The sequence below is a fragment of the Sanguibacter suarezii NBRC 16159 genome (assembly GCF_001552735.1).
Taxonomy (GTDB): domain Bacteria; phylum Actinomycetota; class Actinomycetes; order Actinomycetales; family Cellulomonadaceae; genus Sanguibacter; species Sanguibacter suarezii.
This window is the reverse complement of sequence record NZ_BCRT01000007.1, coordinates 105,981-119,715: the sequence shown is the minus strand read 5'-3', so window position 1 is coordinate 119,715 and position 13,735 is coordinate 105,981. Positions and strand designations below refer to the sequence as shown.

Genomic DNA, 13,735 nt, shown 5'->3' with positions numbered 1-13,735 from the left:
GCCCCGGGGAGGGGCGGCGGGCCGTCAGCAGCTCAGGCAGAGCGGCTCAGGCAGAGCGGCTCGGCTCAGCGGCCGCGCAGCGCGCGGTACCGCGTGATGAGCGCGTTCGTGGACGCGTCGGAGTCGTCCTCGGGAGCAGCCTCGGAGGACAGCTTCGGTGCGAGCTGGTTGGCCAGCGCCTTGCCGAGCTCGACACCCCACTGGTCGAAGGCGTTGATGCCCCAGATGACCGACTGCGTGAAGGTGATGTGCTCGTAGAGCGCGACGAGCTGACCGAGCACCGAGGGCGTGAGCTTCTCGGCGAGGATCGTGTTCGACGGCCGGTTCCCGGGCATGACCTTGTGCGGGACGATCGCGGCGGGTGTGCCGTCCGCGGCGACCTCCTCGGCGGTCTTGCCGAAGGCGAGGGCAGCGGTCTGGGCGAAGAAGTTCGACATGAAGAGGTCGTGCATCTCGCCGAGGTCGTGGTTGGGCACCGCGAAACCGATGAAGTCTGCCGGGGTCATCTTCGTGCCCTGGTGCAGCAGCTGGTAGAAGGCGTGCTGGCCGTTGGTGCCCGGCTCTCCCCAGAAGATCTCACCGGTCTGCCCGGCGATGCCACCGGCGACGTCGTCGGCCACGGGGGTGCCGTCCAGGTGCACGGACTTGCCGTTGGACTCCATGGTCAGCTGCTGCAGGTACGCCGGGAAGCGGTGCAGGTACTGGCTGTAGGGCAGCACCACGTGCGAGCCGGTGCCGTAGAAGTTGTTGTACCAGACGTTGAGCAGGCCCATGAGGACGGGAACGTTCTGGGCGAAGGGCGTCGTGCGGAAGTGCTCGTCCATCTGGTGGAAGCCGTCGAGCATCTGCGCGAACTGGTCCGGGCCGATCGAGAGCATGATGGCCAGGCCGACGGCGGAGTCGAAGGAGTAGCGTCCACCGACCCAGTCCCAGAACCCGAACATGTTCGCGGTGTCGATGCCGAACTCCGCGACGCGCTCGGCGTTCGTGGAGACCGCGACGAAGTGCTTGGCCACCGCGGCGGCGTCGCCGTCGTAGGCCGCGATGAGCCAGTCGCGCGCGGTGCGGGCGTTGGTCAGCGTCTCCTGGGTGCTGAAGGTTTTGGAGGCGACGATGAACAGCGTGCGCTCGAAGTCGACGTCGTGGACCTTCTCGAAGACGTCCGTGGGGTCGATGTTGGAGACGAAGCGGCACTCGATGTCGCGGTCGGCGTAGGCGCGCAGCGCCTCGTAGGCCATGACCGGGCCGAGGTCGGATCCGCCGATGCCGATGTTGACGACCGTCGTGATGCGCTTGCCGGAGTACCCGGTCCACTCACCCGAGCGGACCCGGTCCGCGAAGGCGCCCATCGAGTCCAGCACGGCGTGCACGTCCGCGACGACGTCCTGACCGTCGACGACGAGCGTCGCGTCGCGGGGCAGGCGCAGCGCGGTGTGCAGGACGGCGCGGTCCTCGGTGACGTTGATGTGCTCACCGGCGAACATCGCGTCGATCTTGGCCCGCAGGCCCGCCTCGTCCGCGAGCGCGACGAGGGCGTCGATGGTCGAGTCGGTGACGAGGTTCTTGGAGTAGTCCAGGTGCAGCTCGCCGGCGTCAGCGGTCAGGCGCTCAGCACGCGTGGGGTCCGCAGCGAAGAGCTCGCGCAGGTTCGTGGCGGCCAGGGTCGCGTGCTCGTCGCGCAGCGCGGTCCAGGCTGCGGTGCCGGAGAGGTCGTATGAGGTCACGGGGCGTCACCCTTCAGGTCGGTTCAGGAGAGGGCATGCCGCTGTGCTGGACACGACCCCCCACGAGCGTAGTCGGTCTCCGCACCGGGACGCAGGGCCTTCGTCATGTCCCGCTCACGTCCGTACGCTCGCAGGACGCCGTTGCTACGGTGGCTTCATGACTGCTGTCGGTGCCCAGCCCGCCGCCCAGCCGACGTCGACGCCGGCGCCGGGACTCACCTCGCTGCCGCCCGCGACGCCGGAGAGCCAGGGCGTGCCGTCCGGCGCCCTGCTCGCTCTGGTCGACCGCCTCGAAGGCCAGGGCAGCGACCCGCACGCCCTCGCCGTCGCGCGGCACGGGCACGTGCTGACCTCCGGCGCCTGGGCGCCGTACCGGCTCCAGGACGCCGCCCTGGTCTACTCCGTGTCCAAGACCGTGCTGCAGGCCGCCGTGGGCTTCGCCGTCGACGAGGGGCTGCTCGACCTCGACGCCCCGATCGCCGGGTACTTCCCCGAGATCGCGGCCCCGGGGCGGTCGGCGACGATGCGGGTGCGTGACCTGCTGGCCATGGCGACCGGGCACGACGCGGACGTGGTGGACCCGATCTTCGGCCCTGACCCGGTGTCCGCGCTGCTCGCCGTCGAGCCCGAGCACGCCACGGGCACGCACTTCACCTACAACCAGGCGGCCCCCTTCCTGCTGTCCGCCGCGATCACCCGGGCGAGCGGCCAGGGCCTCGGGGAGTACCTGGGTCCGCGCCTCTTCGCCCCGCTGGGCATCGGGCGGCGCTGGTGGACGGGCGCCGGCGAGCTCGACCTCGGCTTCACCGGGCTGCACGCGACCGTCGGGGACATCCTGTCCCTCGGCCAGACCATGCTCGACGGCGGGGCCTTCGCCGGTGCGCAGGTGCTTCCGGCCGGTTGGGTGGACCTGGCCTCCGCCGTCCACGTCGACACGGCGGCGCCGGGCGCGTCACCGGACTGGGCACAGGGCTACGGCTTCATGCTCTGGCGCAGCCGGCACGGCTTCCGCGCGGACGGCGCCTACGGTCAGCTGTGCCTGGTGGTGCCCGAGGCAGACCTCGTCGTCGCGCTGACCAGCGCCACCGTGGACGTCCAGGCCGAGCTCGACGCGGTGTGGGAGCTGCTGCCCGAGCTGTCCGCCCAGCCCTTGCCTGCCGACCCCGAGGCGCTGGACGCCCTCACCACGCGCCTCGGCGCGGCCGAGGTCCCACTGACCCCGGCGACGTCGACCGACGTCTACGCGCGCGGGACGGTGCGCCCGGACGGCTCCGGGTGGGTGGTCGACCTGGACGGGCTGACCTTCGCGGTCGGCTCCCAGGAGTGGCGTCGCACGCACGTCCCGGTCGGGTCGGCGGTCGTGCCGGTCGCCGCCCGCGGGCGCCTCACCGACGACGGCGGCTGGGAGGCCGCGGCCGTGGTCACCTCGTCCCCGCACCGGTTGGTGCTGCGGGCACTGCCCGGCGGCGACGTCGTGGAGGCCCGTTGGCACGTCACCCCGTTGCGCACGGACCAGCTGCGGGACCTCGCGGTGCCGGAGTGGGCCGCCGGGGCTCTGTGACGACGGCGGGGGCCGTCAGGCAGAGACGGGAGCCGTGCGAGGTCAGCGCGGCCGGGTCCAGTTCTCGAGCGGGATCTGGCCCGTGCGCTCGTCCGGCAGGCAGATCCACGCCACGACGTAGACCCACACGCTGAGCCCGGCGACGACGACCAGCACGATGAGGATCAGGCGCATGAGCCAGGGATCGATGCCGAGCCGGCGTGCGGTCCCGGCGGCGACGCCGCCCAGCACCCGGTCGGAGGAGCGGTACACCCCGAGCCGCCGGACCCAGGCGAAGAACTTCTGCATCGGGGTCAGGGCCGGGGGCGGGGTCTGTGAATAGTCAGGCGTGCTCATGACTCCATCGTCGCTGGTCGAGAGGGCCGCGCGCATCCGTGATCACCCTGATCCTGCCCCTGATCCGAAGATGGGATGATAGAGGCCGTCCTTGTCCCCTCCACACGCCCGCTCGGAGCACCATGACCAGCCCAGACAGCGCAGACCTCTTCGTCATCATCGACCGGCTCACCGGAGGTGTCGTCGTTCCCCTGGGTGTCTGGGAAGACCCGGAGGCAGCAGCTGAGGAGATCGAGGACACCTACCCTGAGGTCCCCGGTCAGTACGCGGTCCGTCGCCTGGTCGAGACCGAGGGCCTGACGGACGAGTCCTTCGAGTTCGCCGAGCACGAGCCCTCCGAGATCCCCGTCTCCCCGATCTCCACGGTCACCGGCGGCACCCTGCTCGCCGGCGACCTCTTCGCCAAGGTCTCCGGTGCGCGCTGCACCGCCTCGGTCGACGGCGCGCCGTGCGGGGCCCAGATCCTCACCGACGACGTGGTCCAGGTCCTGGAGTCCGGCGACGTGCTCGTCACCGCCGCCGCGTGGGCCGGCTGGAACGCCGACCGCTGCGCCGAGCACGCCGCGAGCTGAGCCTCAGCCCCGGTACACCTCGAGCACCTGGGCCCCGATGACGTTCACGTCGAAGCGCCCGGCGTGGATCACCTGGCGTGCGCTCGCCTCGGTGCGCGCCGCCGCGTCATCGACATATCGCTTGAGCGCGATAGCGAAAGCAGGCGTGTCGGTCGCGTCGACCAGCTGGTCCTCGAGACCTTCCATCACCGTGCGGTAGCCGGGGTTGTCCCCCGCCAGCACGACGCCGCGGCTCGCGGCGAGCGCCTCCACGACCGAGATGCCGAAGCTCTCCCCACCGGTGGAGGGCAGCGCGACGACGTCGGCGCCGGCGAGCAGCGCGGCCTTGTCCTCCTCGGCGACATAGCCGATGAACTCCACGCAGTCGCCCAGGCCCTGCGCTGCGACGTAGGCCTCGAGCTCGTCGCGCAGCGGGCCGGTGCCGCCCAGGACCACCTGGACCGGGGCCGGGGTGAGGGCGCGCAGCGCTGCCACGGCCCGCAGCAGCTCTCCGGCGCCCTTGCGCTCGACGAGCCGGCCGAGAAAGACGATCCGCACTGGGTGCTGGTCCGTGCCAGCCGGCTCCGCGACGCGGGCCAGCTCAGCCTCGCGCGCCTGGGCGAAGCGCGCGACGTCGACCGGGTTGCCGATGACCACGGGTGAGACGTGGAGCGCCTCGGCGGCGAAGACCGCAGCGGGCGCCGACACGGCGATGACCGTGGTGAACCGGCGCAGCTGGCGGCGCTGGACGAGGCCGAGCAGCCGGGTTCCCCACCGGGTCAGCCGGGTCCACGGCAGGATGTGGAAGGTTCCCACCACGCGGGTGCCGGGCCGGGCCCGGGCGATCACCCGCCCGGCGAGCAGCGGGCTGTAGGGCATGTTGATGTGCAGCACGTCGAAGTCGACCGAGCCGAGCAGCGCCGTGATGCCGCGGGCGGGTGCGGGCAGGGGGATGCCGAGCCGGTTGCCGTTGAACTTCAGCCGGAGGTTACGGGCGAGGGAGTGCATGTTCGCCAGGTCGGTGCGCACCGTGGTGCTCGACAGGTAGTGCACCTCGTGCCCCTGTCCGGACAGCCACGCACCGAGGGTGAGCACGTGCTGCTGCACGCCGTCGGGCCGGTCGAGGGAGTCATCGATGACCAGTCCCACGCGCAGCGGCGCGCCCTGTCCAGCCACACCCTGTCCAGCCGCACCCTGCCCAGCCGGCTCGGCCGGCTGCTCGTCCATGCCGCTCATGCGTCGAGGATGATCGTCACGGGGCCGTCGTTGATCAGCTCGACCTCCATGTGCGCCCCGAAACGTCCGGTGCCCACGGTCAGCCCGCGTCCGCGCAGGTCTGCCACGACGGCGTCGACCAACGGCTCGGCGACGGGACCCGGCGCCGCGCCGTTCCACGAGGGGCGGCGACCCTTCTTGGTGTCTGCGTACAGGGTGAACTGGCTGACGACGATGACCGGCGCTCCGAGATCCAGGGCGCTGACCTCACCGACCCCGGCCGCAGGATCGTCCTGCGGGGCGGTGAACAGCCGCAGCTCGGCGATCTTGCGGGCGATGGTCGCCACCTGCTCCGCGCCGTCGTCGTGCGTGACGCCGACGAGCGCGACGAGACCAGGCCCGTCGAAGGAGGAGACGACGTCACCGTCGACGGTCACGCTGGCGCGGGAGGCCCGCTGCACGACGGCGCGCACTGCTCACCACCCCCCGCGCGGGGAGCTCGGCCCCTGCTTGCGCGGGCGGCGGGCGCCGAGGGCGGGGCGCACGTCGGAGAGGTAGATCAGTGCCGGGATGACCGCGAAGAGCGCGGCGAGGCCGAGGAGACCGAGGCCGAGGGGCGGGGTGACCCCGACGAAGCCGAGGGCAGCGCCCACCCCCAGCAGGATCGCCCAGAAGGACTTGGTGCGCTTGCCCGCGCTCACGAACGCCTCGTTGGTGCGTCGGAGGGCGTCGATCAGGGCGTAGACCTCTACGACGAGAAGCGCCACGGTGATCAAGGCCAGGAGGTAGACCTGCAGCAAGGCGAACATGCCCCACAGCCTAAGCCAGCCGACCGGCTACATCGGAGCCAGGGCCTCGCGGGCCTGCTCGGGGGTCGCCCCGGCGGCCTCCTGGAGGTCGACGATCGCCGACCGCAGGATGAGGATGAGCGACTGCACCTGCCAGTCCCCGCTGCCCAGCGCGCCCGGGTCCGCAGCCGCGGCGACCGCGGCGATGCGCGCCCGAGCCCGTCGAGGGTCCCGGCCTGAGGCGACGGCCTCGGCGAGGTCACGAGTGGCCTCGGCGAGGTCGTCGAGCAGCCCGGCGAGCTGGTCGACGACGGGGCCCGTCGGCAGGGACAGCGCGCGCCGCGCGATGACCCGCACGGTCCGCATCGTGCGGTCGACCAGGACCGAGCTGCGCCCGATCGACACGAGCTCTTCGCGGTACTTGCGCCCGCTCGCGGTCACCCGGGAGTTCTCCAGCGCCTCGCGGGTCACCGCCTGCCACTCGTCCAGGGCCGGCTCGCTCGCCCTGCCCCGCAGCAGCGCCGCCTCCCGGTCGGAGGGGTCACCGCTGCGCACGCCGTGGGCGACCGCCTCGAAGGTCCGGGCCAGCTCGATGAGGCCCTCGCCCCCGATCCGGCGAGGCCGACGGCGCAGGTCGCTGGGAGTGAAGGCGGCCACCAGGAAGGCCACCGCCGCGCCGACCAGTGCATCGGTCCAGCGACCGAACCCGCCCCCGGTCGCGGCCATCGGGAGCCCCACGATGACGATCGCCTGCACCCCGGCCTGCGTGGTGAGCAGCGCCCCGCGGTCGATGAACCGGGCGACCAGCGCGGAGAGCGCCAGCACCAGACCGATCTGCAGGACGCCGACGCCGATCCTGTGCACGATGAGCTCGCCCAGGCCCACCCCCACCGTGACGCCGATGCCGAGCTCGGCCACCCGGCGCATGCTCCGGTCGGTCGAGAAGCCCAGGCAGATCCACACGCACACCGGCGCGAAGAAGGGGTAGGTGTGGCCGAGGAACCACAGGGAGAGACCGTAGGACAGGCTCGCCGCGACGGACACGAGGATGATCGGCCAGAAGCCGACCCGGACCCGGGTGCTGCCCTGCCGGACCCGCACGCGCAGCTGCACCATGGCGCGCGCGAGCTGGGACATGACGAAGGAGCCGTCGTCAGCCGGGTTCTCGCGCAGGTCACCGACCTTCGTGGTGTCGCCCATCAGCAGGTGCGACGCCCGACCGTGACCGACTCTGCGTCCAGGAGCCTCACCGCGGCGTCAGGCCACGCGCGACCGGCCCGCGGGGGGCCGGACGGTCTACCGACACGCCTTCACCGGGAACGACGACCTCTTGCCCGGCCGCCACGTCGCCACCCTCGCACGCGACCAGCAGGTCGACGTCGGTGGGAGCGCTGCGCTTGATCACGGCGAGCGCGATCGGTCCGAGCAGGTGGTGCCGCGCGACCGAGGTCACGGCGCCGACCACACGCTCGTCGGCGCTCACCTCGGCGCCGCGCTCGGGGATCAGGTGCCCCGAGCCGTCCAGGTGCGCCATGACCAGACGCCGCGGGGGCCGGCCCATGTTGTGCACGCGAGCGACCGTCTCCTGGCCGCGGTAGCAGCCCTTGTGCAGGTGCACGGCGGTCCGCAGCCAGTCGAGCTCGTGCGGGATCGTCTTGTGGTCCACCTCGGTCGCCAGCCGCGGACGCCAGGCCGCGATGCGCAGGGCCTCGCTCGCCCAGGTCCCGGCGAGGCGCCAGCCTGCTGCCTCACGGGCGGCGACGGCGTCTGGCAGGGAGGCGCGCGGGACCAGGACCAGGCGCCACGGGCGCTCGGAGCCGGGGTGCTCGTCGTCGGGCAGGCCGTACCGGGTGCCACCAGGCAGGGTGCGCGGCCACGGGTCGCGCCAGGTGATCGGCTCGTCGTCGCCGCCCTCGGCGTCGACGGGCTCGCCGATGACCGCCCACTGGTCGGTGACGTCGGCGATCTCCACCTGCATCATGAACTTCATCCGGGTGAGCCAGGCGGTCAGGTCGCCGGCGTGGCTGCCCTCGGTGATGAGCCAGGTGGTCTCGCCGTCGTCGACCACACCAGCGGCGTGCTCGATGTGGCCGTGCGGGGAGAGGACGAGGGTCTCGGTCGACTCCCGCACCCCCAGCCCGGTGAGCTCCTGGGAGGTGATCGAGTTGAGCCAGCTCAGCCGGTCCGGTCCGGAGACGGTGACCACGCCGTAGTGGGAGAGGTCGACGAAGGCGCCGTGGCGCTCGAGGGCGCGCTGCTCGGCCGTGGGGTCGCCGTAGTGCCAGGCGACGCCCGCGTCCGGGCCGGCCGCCGCGACCGCGCCGTGACGGGAGAGCACAGGGCTGGGACCGGCCACGTCAGCCGTCCAGCCGGGACAACCGGGCGGAGGCGTAGGACTGCAGCGGGTGACCGAAGGCCGCCAGCTCCCAGACCCACATGAGGTCGCCCTCGACCAGGCCGTAGAGCCGGTTGGACGCGGTGACCTCAGCGGCCGTCGCGGTGCGTGCCACGAGGTCGCTCACCAGGTCGATGCGGCCGTTGCCGATCGCGCCGATGTACAGCGTCACCCGTCCGGCCGGGTCGGCGAGGAGCACCTCGAGGGGCGCCTTGTCCTCGGGGAGACCCTCGGGGCGTTCCGGCGGCACGCGCCAGTACCCGGTCTCCGTGGACCAGACCCGCAGCTCGCGCTCCTGCTCGGAGGGCTCCTCGAGCGTCTCGTCCAGCGGCTGCTCCTCAGACGTCTGCGCGTCGTCAGGCTCGGCGGGCTCGTCGTCGAGCTCGGCCGCGCCCTCCTCCGGCATGTCCTCGGTCCAGTCCGCGGGCAAGGTCTCCGGGACGACGGGCGTGAGCACCCGGATCGTGGAGGTGTACCGCAGGTACGGTCCGCCGTCGTGGTCGAAGGTCACGTCCTGGACGAACGTGGCGTCGTCGATCCCGGGGTAGGAGAGCACTCCTTCACCCCGCCAGGACCCCACGAGCCAGGCGAGCGGGTAGACCTCCGGGGCGAGCCCTTCCGGCAGCGTGAAAGCCATGGCTAGCGCTGGCCCTTGTAGAGCTTGTAGACGACGAACCCGGCGAACCAGGTGATCGTCACGGTGGCCGCCACGAGCAGGCCGAGGAAGATCATCTCGAGAACATCAACATCCATGGCGCCATCCTACGTCGCGCTACCCTGACCGCATGAGCGGACCGTCATCGAGTGCATCACAACGCCTGGTCATCAAGTCGACGGCGGGCGCCTCGGCGCCCGAGACGACCAACCAGGCCTTCACCGTCGCGGCGACCGCCGTGGCCGCTGGCGTCGAGGTCAGCCTGTGGCTGACCGGTGACTCCGCCTGGCTCGCCGTCCCTGGCCGCGCGGGCGACATCGCGCTCGAGCACGCGGCGTCGATGGCCGAGCTCGTCGAGGCTGTCCTCGAGGGCGGGACGCTCACCGTGTGCACGCAGTGCGCGGTGCGGCGCGGCCTGACGCAGGAGGACCTGCTGCCCGGGGTGCGCATCGCCGGCGCCCCGAAGTTCGTCGAAGAGATCATGACGCCGGGGACGCAGGCGCTGGTCTACTGACCTGCTTGCGCGGCGGCGGCGTCGAGCAGCCGGGTGCGGCTCAGCCGACGAGCAGGCGTCCGACGACGTAGACGAGCATCCCGCCCACGGCGATCGGCAGCACGATCGCGGCGAGCGCGGCCCATGGGCGGCGCAGCTCGGGCAGCCGGTCGAAGAGGAGCTGGAGCGAGGCGACGAGGAGCCCGGCGACCAGTCCCGTCCACAGGCCGTCCGCCCAGGTGAGGTGCTCCATGACGAGGGCGACCACGACCGAGACGATCACCGAGCCGGCCATCGTGGCCACCAGGGACAGCCATCCGTGCAACCGCGCGGCCGACGCGGCCGACGCCGCTGCCAGCGAGGCGGCGCTGAGCACGACGAGCGACACGCCGCCGTCGGTCTTGTACGCGCTGATCCATCCCGCGGCGGAGACCGCCACGACCATCCCGCTCACCCCGCCCGCGAGCGACTCGACCAGCCGCTCGCGCCCGTCAGCGCGCAGCAGCTCGTTGATGAAGGCGAGCAGGACACCCATCGCGATGACGAGGGGGAGGTTGGCCAGCCACGGCTCGCTCTGCGTGACCTGCGCCGCGGCCAGCGCTCCCAGTCCGGGCAGCGCGACGACGAAGAACGTCCCGCCCGGGACGGGCAGCCCCAGCAGCGGGGCCCAGCCTGCGGCGAAGAGGACCACGAGCACCCCGAGCACGACGAGCAACGGCACTGCCCCGAGGTACGCACCACCGGCGATCGCGGCGGCTGCGCAGGCGGAGGCGACGGCACGCGTGGAGAGGTTCACACCAGAGAGTGTCCCAGATGGACCCCACCGTCCCCGAACTGCCGCGTCAGCCGTGGAAGAATCAGTGACCGACGACACCACCATATGGTCGTGTCATCCACATGCGCCTGCATCGCGGTACCGTGAGCGCCAGTCGGAGAGGAGGTGGGAATCGTGGCGGAGCTCTTGCTGCTGACACCTTCCGCCGGTGGTTCGGCGCAGGTCCTTCCGGCCCTGGGTCTGCTCACGCACCGCATCCGGGTCCTTCCCATGGAACCCTCGGCCTTGGTGGACGCCCCCGACTCCGACGTCGTGCTGCTCGACGCCCGTCGTGACCTCGTCGGTGCGCGCACCACCTGCCGGCTGCTGCGCGCCACCGGGCTGACCGTGCCGCTGATCCTCATCCTCACCGAGGGTGGCCTCATGGTCGTCACGGCCGAGTGGGGCGCGGACGACCTCCTGCTCGAGAACGCCACCCCGGCCGAGGTCGAGGCGCGGCTGCGGCTGGCCCGCGAGCGCAGCTCCCACCACGGCACCGGTGACCAGCCCGAGGAGATCTCCTCCGGCGAGCTCATGATCGACGCGAGCGGCTACACCGCACGTCTGCGCGGGACCCCGCTCGACCTCACCTACAAGGAGTTCGAGCTCCTCAAGTACCTCGTGCAGCACCCGGGACGCGTCTTCACCCGCGCCCAGCTGCTCCAGGAGGTCTGGGGCTACGACTACTACGGAGGCACCCGGACCGTCGACGTGCACGTGCGTCGTCTGCGCGCCAAGCTGGGCCCCGAGTATGACCAGCTCATCGGAACCGTCCGCAACGTCGGCTACCGCTTCGACCCGCTCAAGGACCGACGCGCCGCACAGGCTGCCGCGGAGAGCGCCGCGGACGCCGCAGACGCGGCGGCCCGCAGCGCCGACGGCGGTCACGGTGACCTCGACGACGGGTCCGACCAGGTGGGCGATGCCTCGACCGCTCCGGTAAGTTCGCCAAGGTGACCATTGATTTCACCGACGTCCTGATCCCCGGCGACTGGCAGCACGAGTTCGTCCCGGCGAACGGCGCTCGGTTCCACGTCGCGCTCACCGGGCCCAGCGACAGCTCCGCCCCGCTCGTGATGCTGCTGCACTCCTTCCCGCAGTTCTGGTGGGCCTGGCGCCATCAGCTCACCGCACTGGGCGAGGCCGGGTACCGGGTCGCCGCGATGGACCTGCGCGGGACCGGCGCCTCGGACAAGCCGCCCATCGGCTACGACGTCCCCACCCGCACCCGTGACGCGGCCGGGGTGATCCGCTCCCTCGGCGCGGACCGGGCCATCGTCGTCGGGCACGGTCTCGGAGGTGCGGTCGCCTGGTCGATGGCTGCCCTGCAGCCGGCGCTGACCGAGGCCGTCGCGGCGATCTCCGCCCCGCACCCGGCACGGATGCACGTCCCCCTGCGCACCGCGATGACCCGCTCGGCCCTGACCCGCCTGGCCTACCTCCAGCTTCCCAACCTGCCTGAGCGCAGCCTCACCCAGGCGGGCCTGATGGCCCAGATCCTGGGCACCCGGCCGGAGTTCACCTGGCCGGAGGAGGTCGTGGAGACGTACACCAACGCCATCCGGGTGCCCTTCGCCGCGCACAGCGCCCTGGAGGCGGTGCGGTGGTACTCCCGCGCCATGCCCTCGGGCAGCGGACGCCGCTACCTGTCGGCCATGCGCACCCCGGTCTCGGTCCCCGCGCTGCAGATCCACGGCGCTCAGGACACGATCCTGCGACCGTCCCTGGCCGACGTCGACGCCTCGGCGCTGTGCCGTGACCTGCGCTTCGAGATGGTCCCCGGCGCCGGGCACTTCCTGCCCGAGGAAGCGCCCGAGCAGGTCAACGCGCTCCTGCTGGACTGGATGGGGTCGCTCAAGCGGTCTTGACCATGGCCGCCGCGGCGACCGGGTCCATCTCTCCGATGCCCGCTGACGGGCACAGGCGGGCGATCGGGCAGGCACCGCAGGCCGGGCGGCGGGCGAAGCACACCCGTCGTCCGTGGAAGATCGTGCGGTGGGAGAACTGCGTCCACTCCTTGCGCTCGATGAGCGCGCCGATCTCGTGCTCGACCCGCACCGGATCCTCGCTCGTGGTCCATCCCCAGCGACGCACCAGCCGTCCCACATGAGTGTCCACGGTGATCCCCGGGACACCGAAGGCGTCGCCCAGCACCACGTTGGCGGTCTTGCGCCCCACCCCGGGCAGGCTCACCAGGTCCTCCAGCGTGGCGGGGACCTCGCCGTCGAAACGCTCGACAAGAGCCACCCCGATCCCGCTCAGCGCGCGCGCCTTGGGGCGGAAGAAGCCGGTCGGACGGATCATCTCCTCCAGCTCGCTGGGGTCGGCGGCCGCGTAGGCGGCGGCGTCGGGATACCGGGCGAACAGCGCCGGGGTGACCTGGTTGACCCGCTTGTCGGTGCACTGGGCGGAGAGCACAGTGGCGACGAGGAGCTCGAGCGGGGTGGTGAAGTCCAGCTCGCACCGGGCATCGGGGTAGACCACGGCGAGCTCGCGGTCGATACGCCGGGCACGGCGCACGAGCGCCACCGCGGACGGCGCCGGCAATGCTGCCGGGTCACCTGTCGAGCTGACCGCCTTCACTGCTGCCTCCCTGTGCCGTCCCCGTTCACGATCGCTCAAGAATCGCACAATCACTCAAGAAACCCCGGTGTGCTGCCGAAAACTGGGTATAGACCACGCGCGTCGAGAGGGGCACCGATCGTGAATCCCGCACCACGGCCGATCCACGCGATGGACGCCGACGAGCTCCGCGCGGTCTGCGCGCGCCTGCGGTACGAGATCACCCAGATCGGTCACTGGCGGCGCCTGGTCCGCGCCCGGCTCGACCTCACGGTAGCGCGCGCCGTCCTGCCCGGACGGCTCGGTGACGGCGTCGCCGAGCGGGGGTCTACCGCGCCGACCGTCAGCCACAGCGTCCTCGTCGGGATCGCCCAGCCTGCGGGGACGGGACTGTCGGTGACCGACCTGCCGCGGCTGCGTTCGGTCGAAGGGTCGCTCGCGGACTACGAGGCCGAGGTCCGGCGCGCGCTCATGATCGCCACCGACGCGCTCGTGGACCGGATGAGCGAGGATCCGGCCTTCCGCGCGCTCCACCTGCCGCAGGCGTCCGGCGAACCTCGCGGGGCGCTCACAGAGGCCGCGCAATGTACCGTAGGTCAGCACGCATGAGGCAGACTGTGCTGCGCAAGGAATCCGGCGAC

At 72.0% G+C, this 13,735-nt stretch carries 16 protein-coding genes; 6 read left to right on the top strand and 10 right to left on the bottom strand.

Translation table 11 applies throughout. The annotated features are described in order from the left end of the window. Positions 1-65: 65 nt before the first annotated feature. Positions 66-1,724: a glucose-6-phosphate isomerase gene (gene pgi / locus SS2_RS03605; RefSeq protein ID WP_066461144.1), complete on the bottom strand. Its 1,659-nt coding sequence runs from the start codon at positions 1,722-1,724 to the stop codon at positions 66-68. A 157-nt stretch (positions 1,725-1,881) separates the two neighbouring features. Between pgi and SS2_RS03600 the strand changes: the two genes are divergently transcribed. Further along, on the top strand, positions 1,882-3,285 hold the full coding sequence (locus SS2_RS03600) for a serine hydrolase domain-containing protein (protein ID WP_066461142.1): 1,404 nt from the start codon (positions 1,882-1,884) through the stop codon (positions 3,283-3,285). 42 nt (positions 3,286-3,327) lie between these two features. Here the strand turns inward: SS2_RS03600 and SS2_RS03595 are convergent, their stop codons facing one another. After that, the gene (locus tag SS2_RS03595; protein ID WP_169796253.1) at positions 3,328-3,621 is read right to left on the bottom strand and encodes a PspC domain-containing protein; all 294 of its coding nucleotides are present in this window, start codon (positions 3,619-3,621) and stop codon (positions 3,328-3,330) included. A gap of 122 nt (positions 3,622-3,743) precedes the next feature. Between SS2_RS03595 and SS2_RS03590 the strand changes: the two genes are divergently transcribed. Continuing rightward, a complete protein-coding gene (locus SS2_RS03590) occupies positions 3,744-4,193 on the top strand; it encodes a hypothetical protein (RefSeq protein WP_066461138.1) in 450 nt (149 codons plus the stop codon). 3 nt (positions 4,194-4,196) lie between these two features. On the opposite strand, the gene SS2_RS03585 is transcribed toward SS2_RS03590, so the two are convergent. The 6 genes from SS2_RS03585 to SS2_RS03560 are packed head-to-tail and all read right to left on the bottom strand — an operon-like array spanning position 4,197 to position 9,207. Beyond that, the gene (locus tag SS2_RS03585; protein WP_245643332.1) at positions 4,197-5,408 is read right to left on the bottom strand and encodes a glycosyltransferase family 4 protein; all 1,212 of its coding nucleotides are present in this window, start codon (positions 5,406-5,408) and stop codon (positions 4,197-4,199) included. Continuing rightward, positions 5,405-5,860, bottom strand: coding sequence for a D-aminoacyl-tRNA deacylase (dtd, locus tag SS2_RS03580; protein WP_066461135.1), 456 nt, complete (start codon positions 5,858-5,860; stop codon positions 5,405-5,407). The genes SS2_RS03585 and dtd overlap by 4 nt, the downstream gene beginning before the upstream one ends. A gap of 3 nt (positions 5,861-5,863) precedes the next feature. Then, positions 5,864-6,196 (bottom strand): DUF2516 family protein, encoded by a 333-nt coding sequence (locus tag SS2_RS03575; RefSeq protein ID WP_066461133.1) that lies wholly within the window; start codon positions 6,194-6,196, stop codon positions 5,864-5,866. 27 nt (positions 6,197-6,223) lie between these two features. Continuing rightward, a complete protein-coding gene (locus tag SS2_RS03570; protein WP_245643330.1) occupies positions 6,224-7,375 on the bottom strand; it encodes an FUSC family protein in 1,152 nt (383 codons plus the stop codon). Between the two features lie 46 nt (positions 7,376-7,421). Then, the gene (gene ygfZ, locus SS2_RS03565; protein ID WP_066461131.1) at positions 7,422-8,531 is read right to left on the bottom strand and encodes a CAF17-like 4Fe-4S cluster assembly/insertion protein YgfZ; all 1,110 of its coding nucleotides are present in this window, start codon (positions 8,529-8,531) and stop codon (positions 7,422-7,424) included. Position 8,532: 1 nt separating this feature from the next. After that, positions 8,533-9,207, bottom strand: coding sequence for a heme-binding beta-barrel domain-containing protein (locus SS2_RS03560; RefSeq protein ID WP_066461129.1), 675 nt, complete (start codon positions 9,205-9,207; stop codon positions 8,533-8,535). 148 nt (positions 9,208-9,355) lie between these two features. Here SS2_RS03560 and SS2_RS03555 point away from each other — a divergent pair, with 148 nt between their 5' ends. Next, on the top strand, positions 9,356-9,739 hold the full coding sequence (locus tag SS2_RS03555) for a DsrE family protein (protein ID WP_066461128.1): 384 nt from the start codon (positions 9,356-9,358) through the stop codon (positions 9,737-9,739). A 40-nt stretch (positions 9,740-9,779) separates the two neighbouring features. Here the strand turns inward: SS2_RS03555 and SS2_RS03550 are convergent, their stop codons facing one another. Beyond that, positions 9,780-10,514: a hypothetical protein gene (locus SS2_RS03550; RefSeq protein WP_066461127.1), complete on the bottom strand. Its 735-nt coding sequence runs from the start codon at positions 10,512-10,514 to the stop codon at positions 9,780-9,782. 153 nt (positions 10,515-10,667) lie between these two features. Between SS2_RS03550 and SS2_RS03545 the strand changes: the two genes are divergently transcribed. Both SS2_RS03545 and SS2_RS03540 read left to right on the top strand, forming a co-directional pair. Further along, complete coding sequence (locus SS2_RS03545) at positions 10,668-11,489, top strand: winged helix-turn-helix transcriptional regulator (RefSeq protein ID WP_083941672.1); 822 nt, start codon at positions 10,668-10,670, stop codon at positions 11,487-11,489. Further along, complete coding sequence (locus SS2_RS03540; protein WP_066461126.1) at positions 11,486-12,400, top strand: alpha/beta fold hydrolase; 915 nt, start codon at positions 11,486-11,488, stop codon at positions 12,398-12,400. Before SS2_RS03545 ends, SS2_RS03540 begins: the two co-directional genes overlap by 4 nt. Here SS2_RS03540 and nth read toward each other — a convergent pair. Continuing rightward, on the bottom strand, positions 12,387-13,115 hold the full coding sequence (gene nth, locus SS2_RS03535; protein WP_066461125.1) for an endonuclease III: 729 nt from the start codon (positions 13,113-13,115) through the stop codon (positions 12,387-12,389). The genes SS2_RS03540 and nth overlap by 14 nt on opposite strands. 120 nt (positions 13,116-13,235) lie before the next feature. Between nth and SS2_RS03530 the strand changes: the two genes are divergently transcribed. Further along, positions 13,236-13,703 carry a hypothetical protein gene (locus SS2_RS03530; RefSeq protein ID WP_157607175.1) on the top strand — a complete coding sequence of 156 codons (468 nt, stop codon included), beginning with the start codon at positions 13,236-13,238 and terminating at the stop codon, positions 13,701-13,703. The last annotated feature ends 32 nt before the right edge of the window (positions 13,704-13,735 follow it).

Excerpts from the sequence above, each read along its gene's own strand:
- SS2_RS03600 (WP_066461142.1), top strand. The coding sequence starts at position 1,882 with ATGACTGCTGTCGGTGCCCAGCCCGCCGCCCAGCCGACGTCGACGCCG.
- SS2_RS03595 (WP_169796253.1), bottom strand. The coding sequence starts at position 3,621 with ATGAGCACGCCTGACTATTCACAGACCCCGCCCCCGGCCCTGACCCCG.
- SS2_RS03590 (WP_066461138.1), top strand. The coding sequence starts at position 3,744 with ATGACCAGCCCAGACAGCGCAGACCTCTTCGTCATCATCGACCGGCTC.
- SS2_RS03585 (WP_245643332.1), bottom strand. The coding sequence starts at position 5,408 with ATGAGCGGCATGGACGAGCAGCCGGCCGAGCCGGCTGGGCAGGGTGCG.
- SS2_RS03575 (WP_066461133.1), bottom strand. The coding sequence starts at position 6,196 with ATGTTCGCCTTGCTGCAGGTCTACCTCCTGGCCTTGATCACCGTGGCG.
- SS2_RS03570 (WP_245643330.1), bottom strand. The coding sequence starts at position 7,375 with ATGGGCGACACCACGAAGGTCGGTGACCTGCGCGAGAACCCGGCTGAC.
- SS2_RS03560 (WP_066461129.1), bottom strand. The coding sequence starts at position 9,207 with ATGGCTTTCACGCTGCCGGAAGGGCTCGCCCCGGAGGTCTACCCGCTC.
- SS2_RS03555 (WP_066461128.1), top strand. The coding sequence starts at position 9,356 with ATGAGCGGACCGTCATCGAGTGCATCACAACGCCTGGTCATCAAGTCG.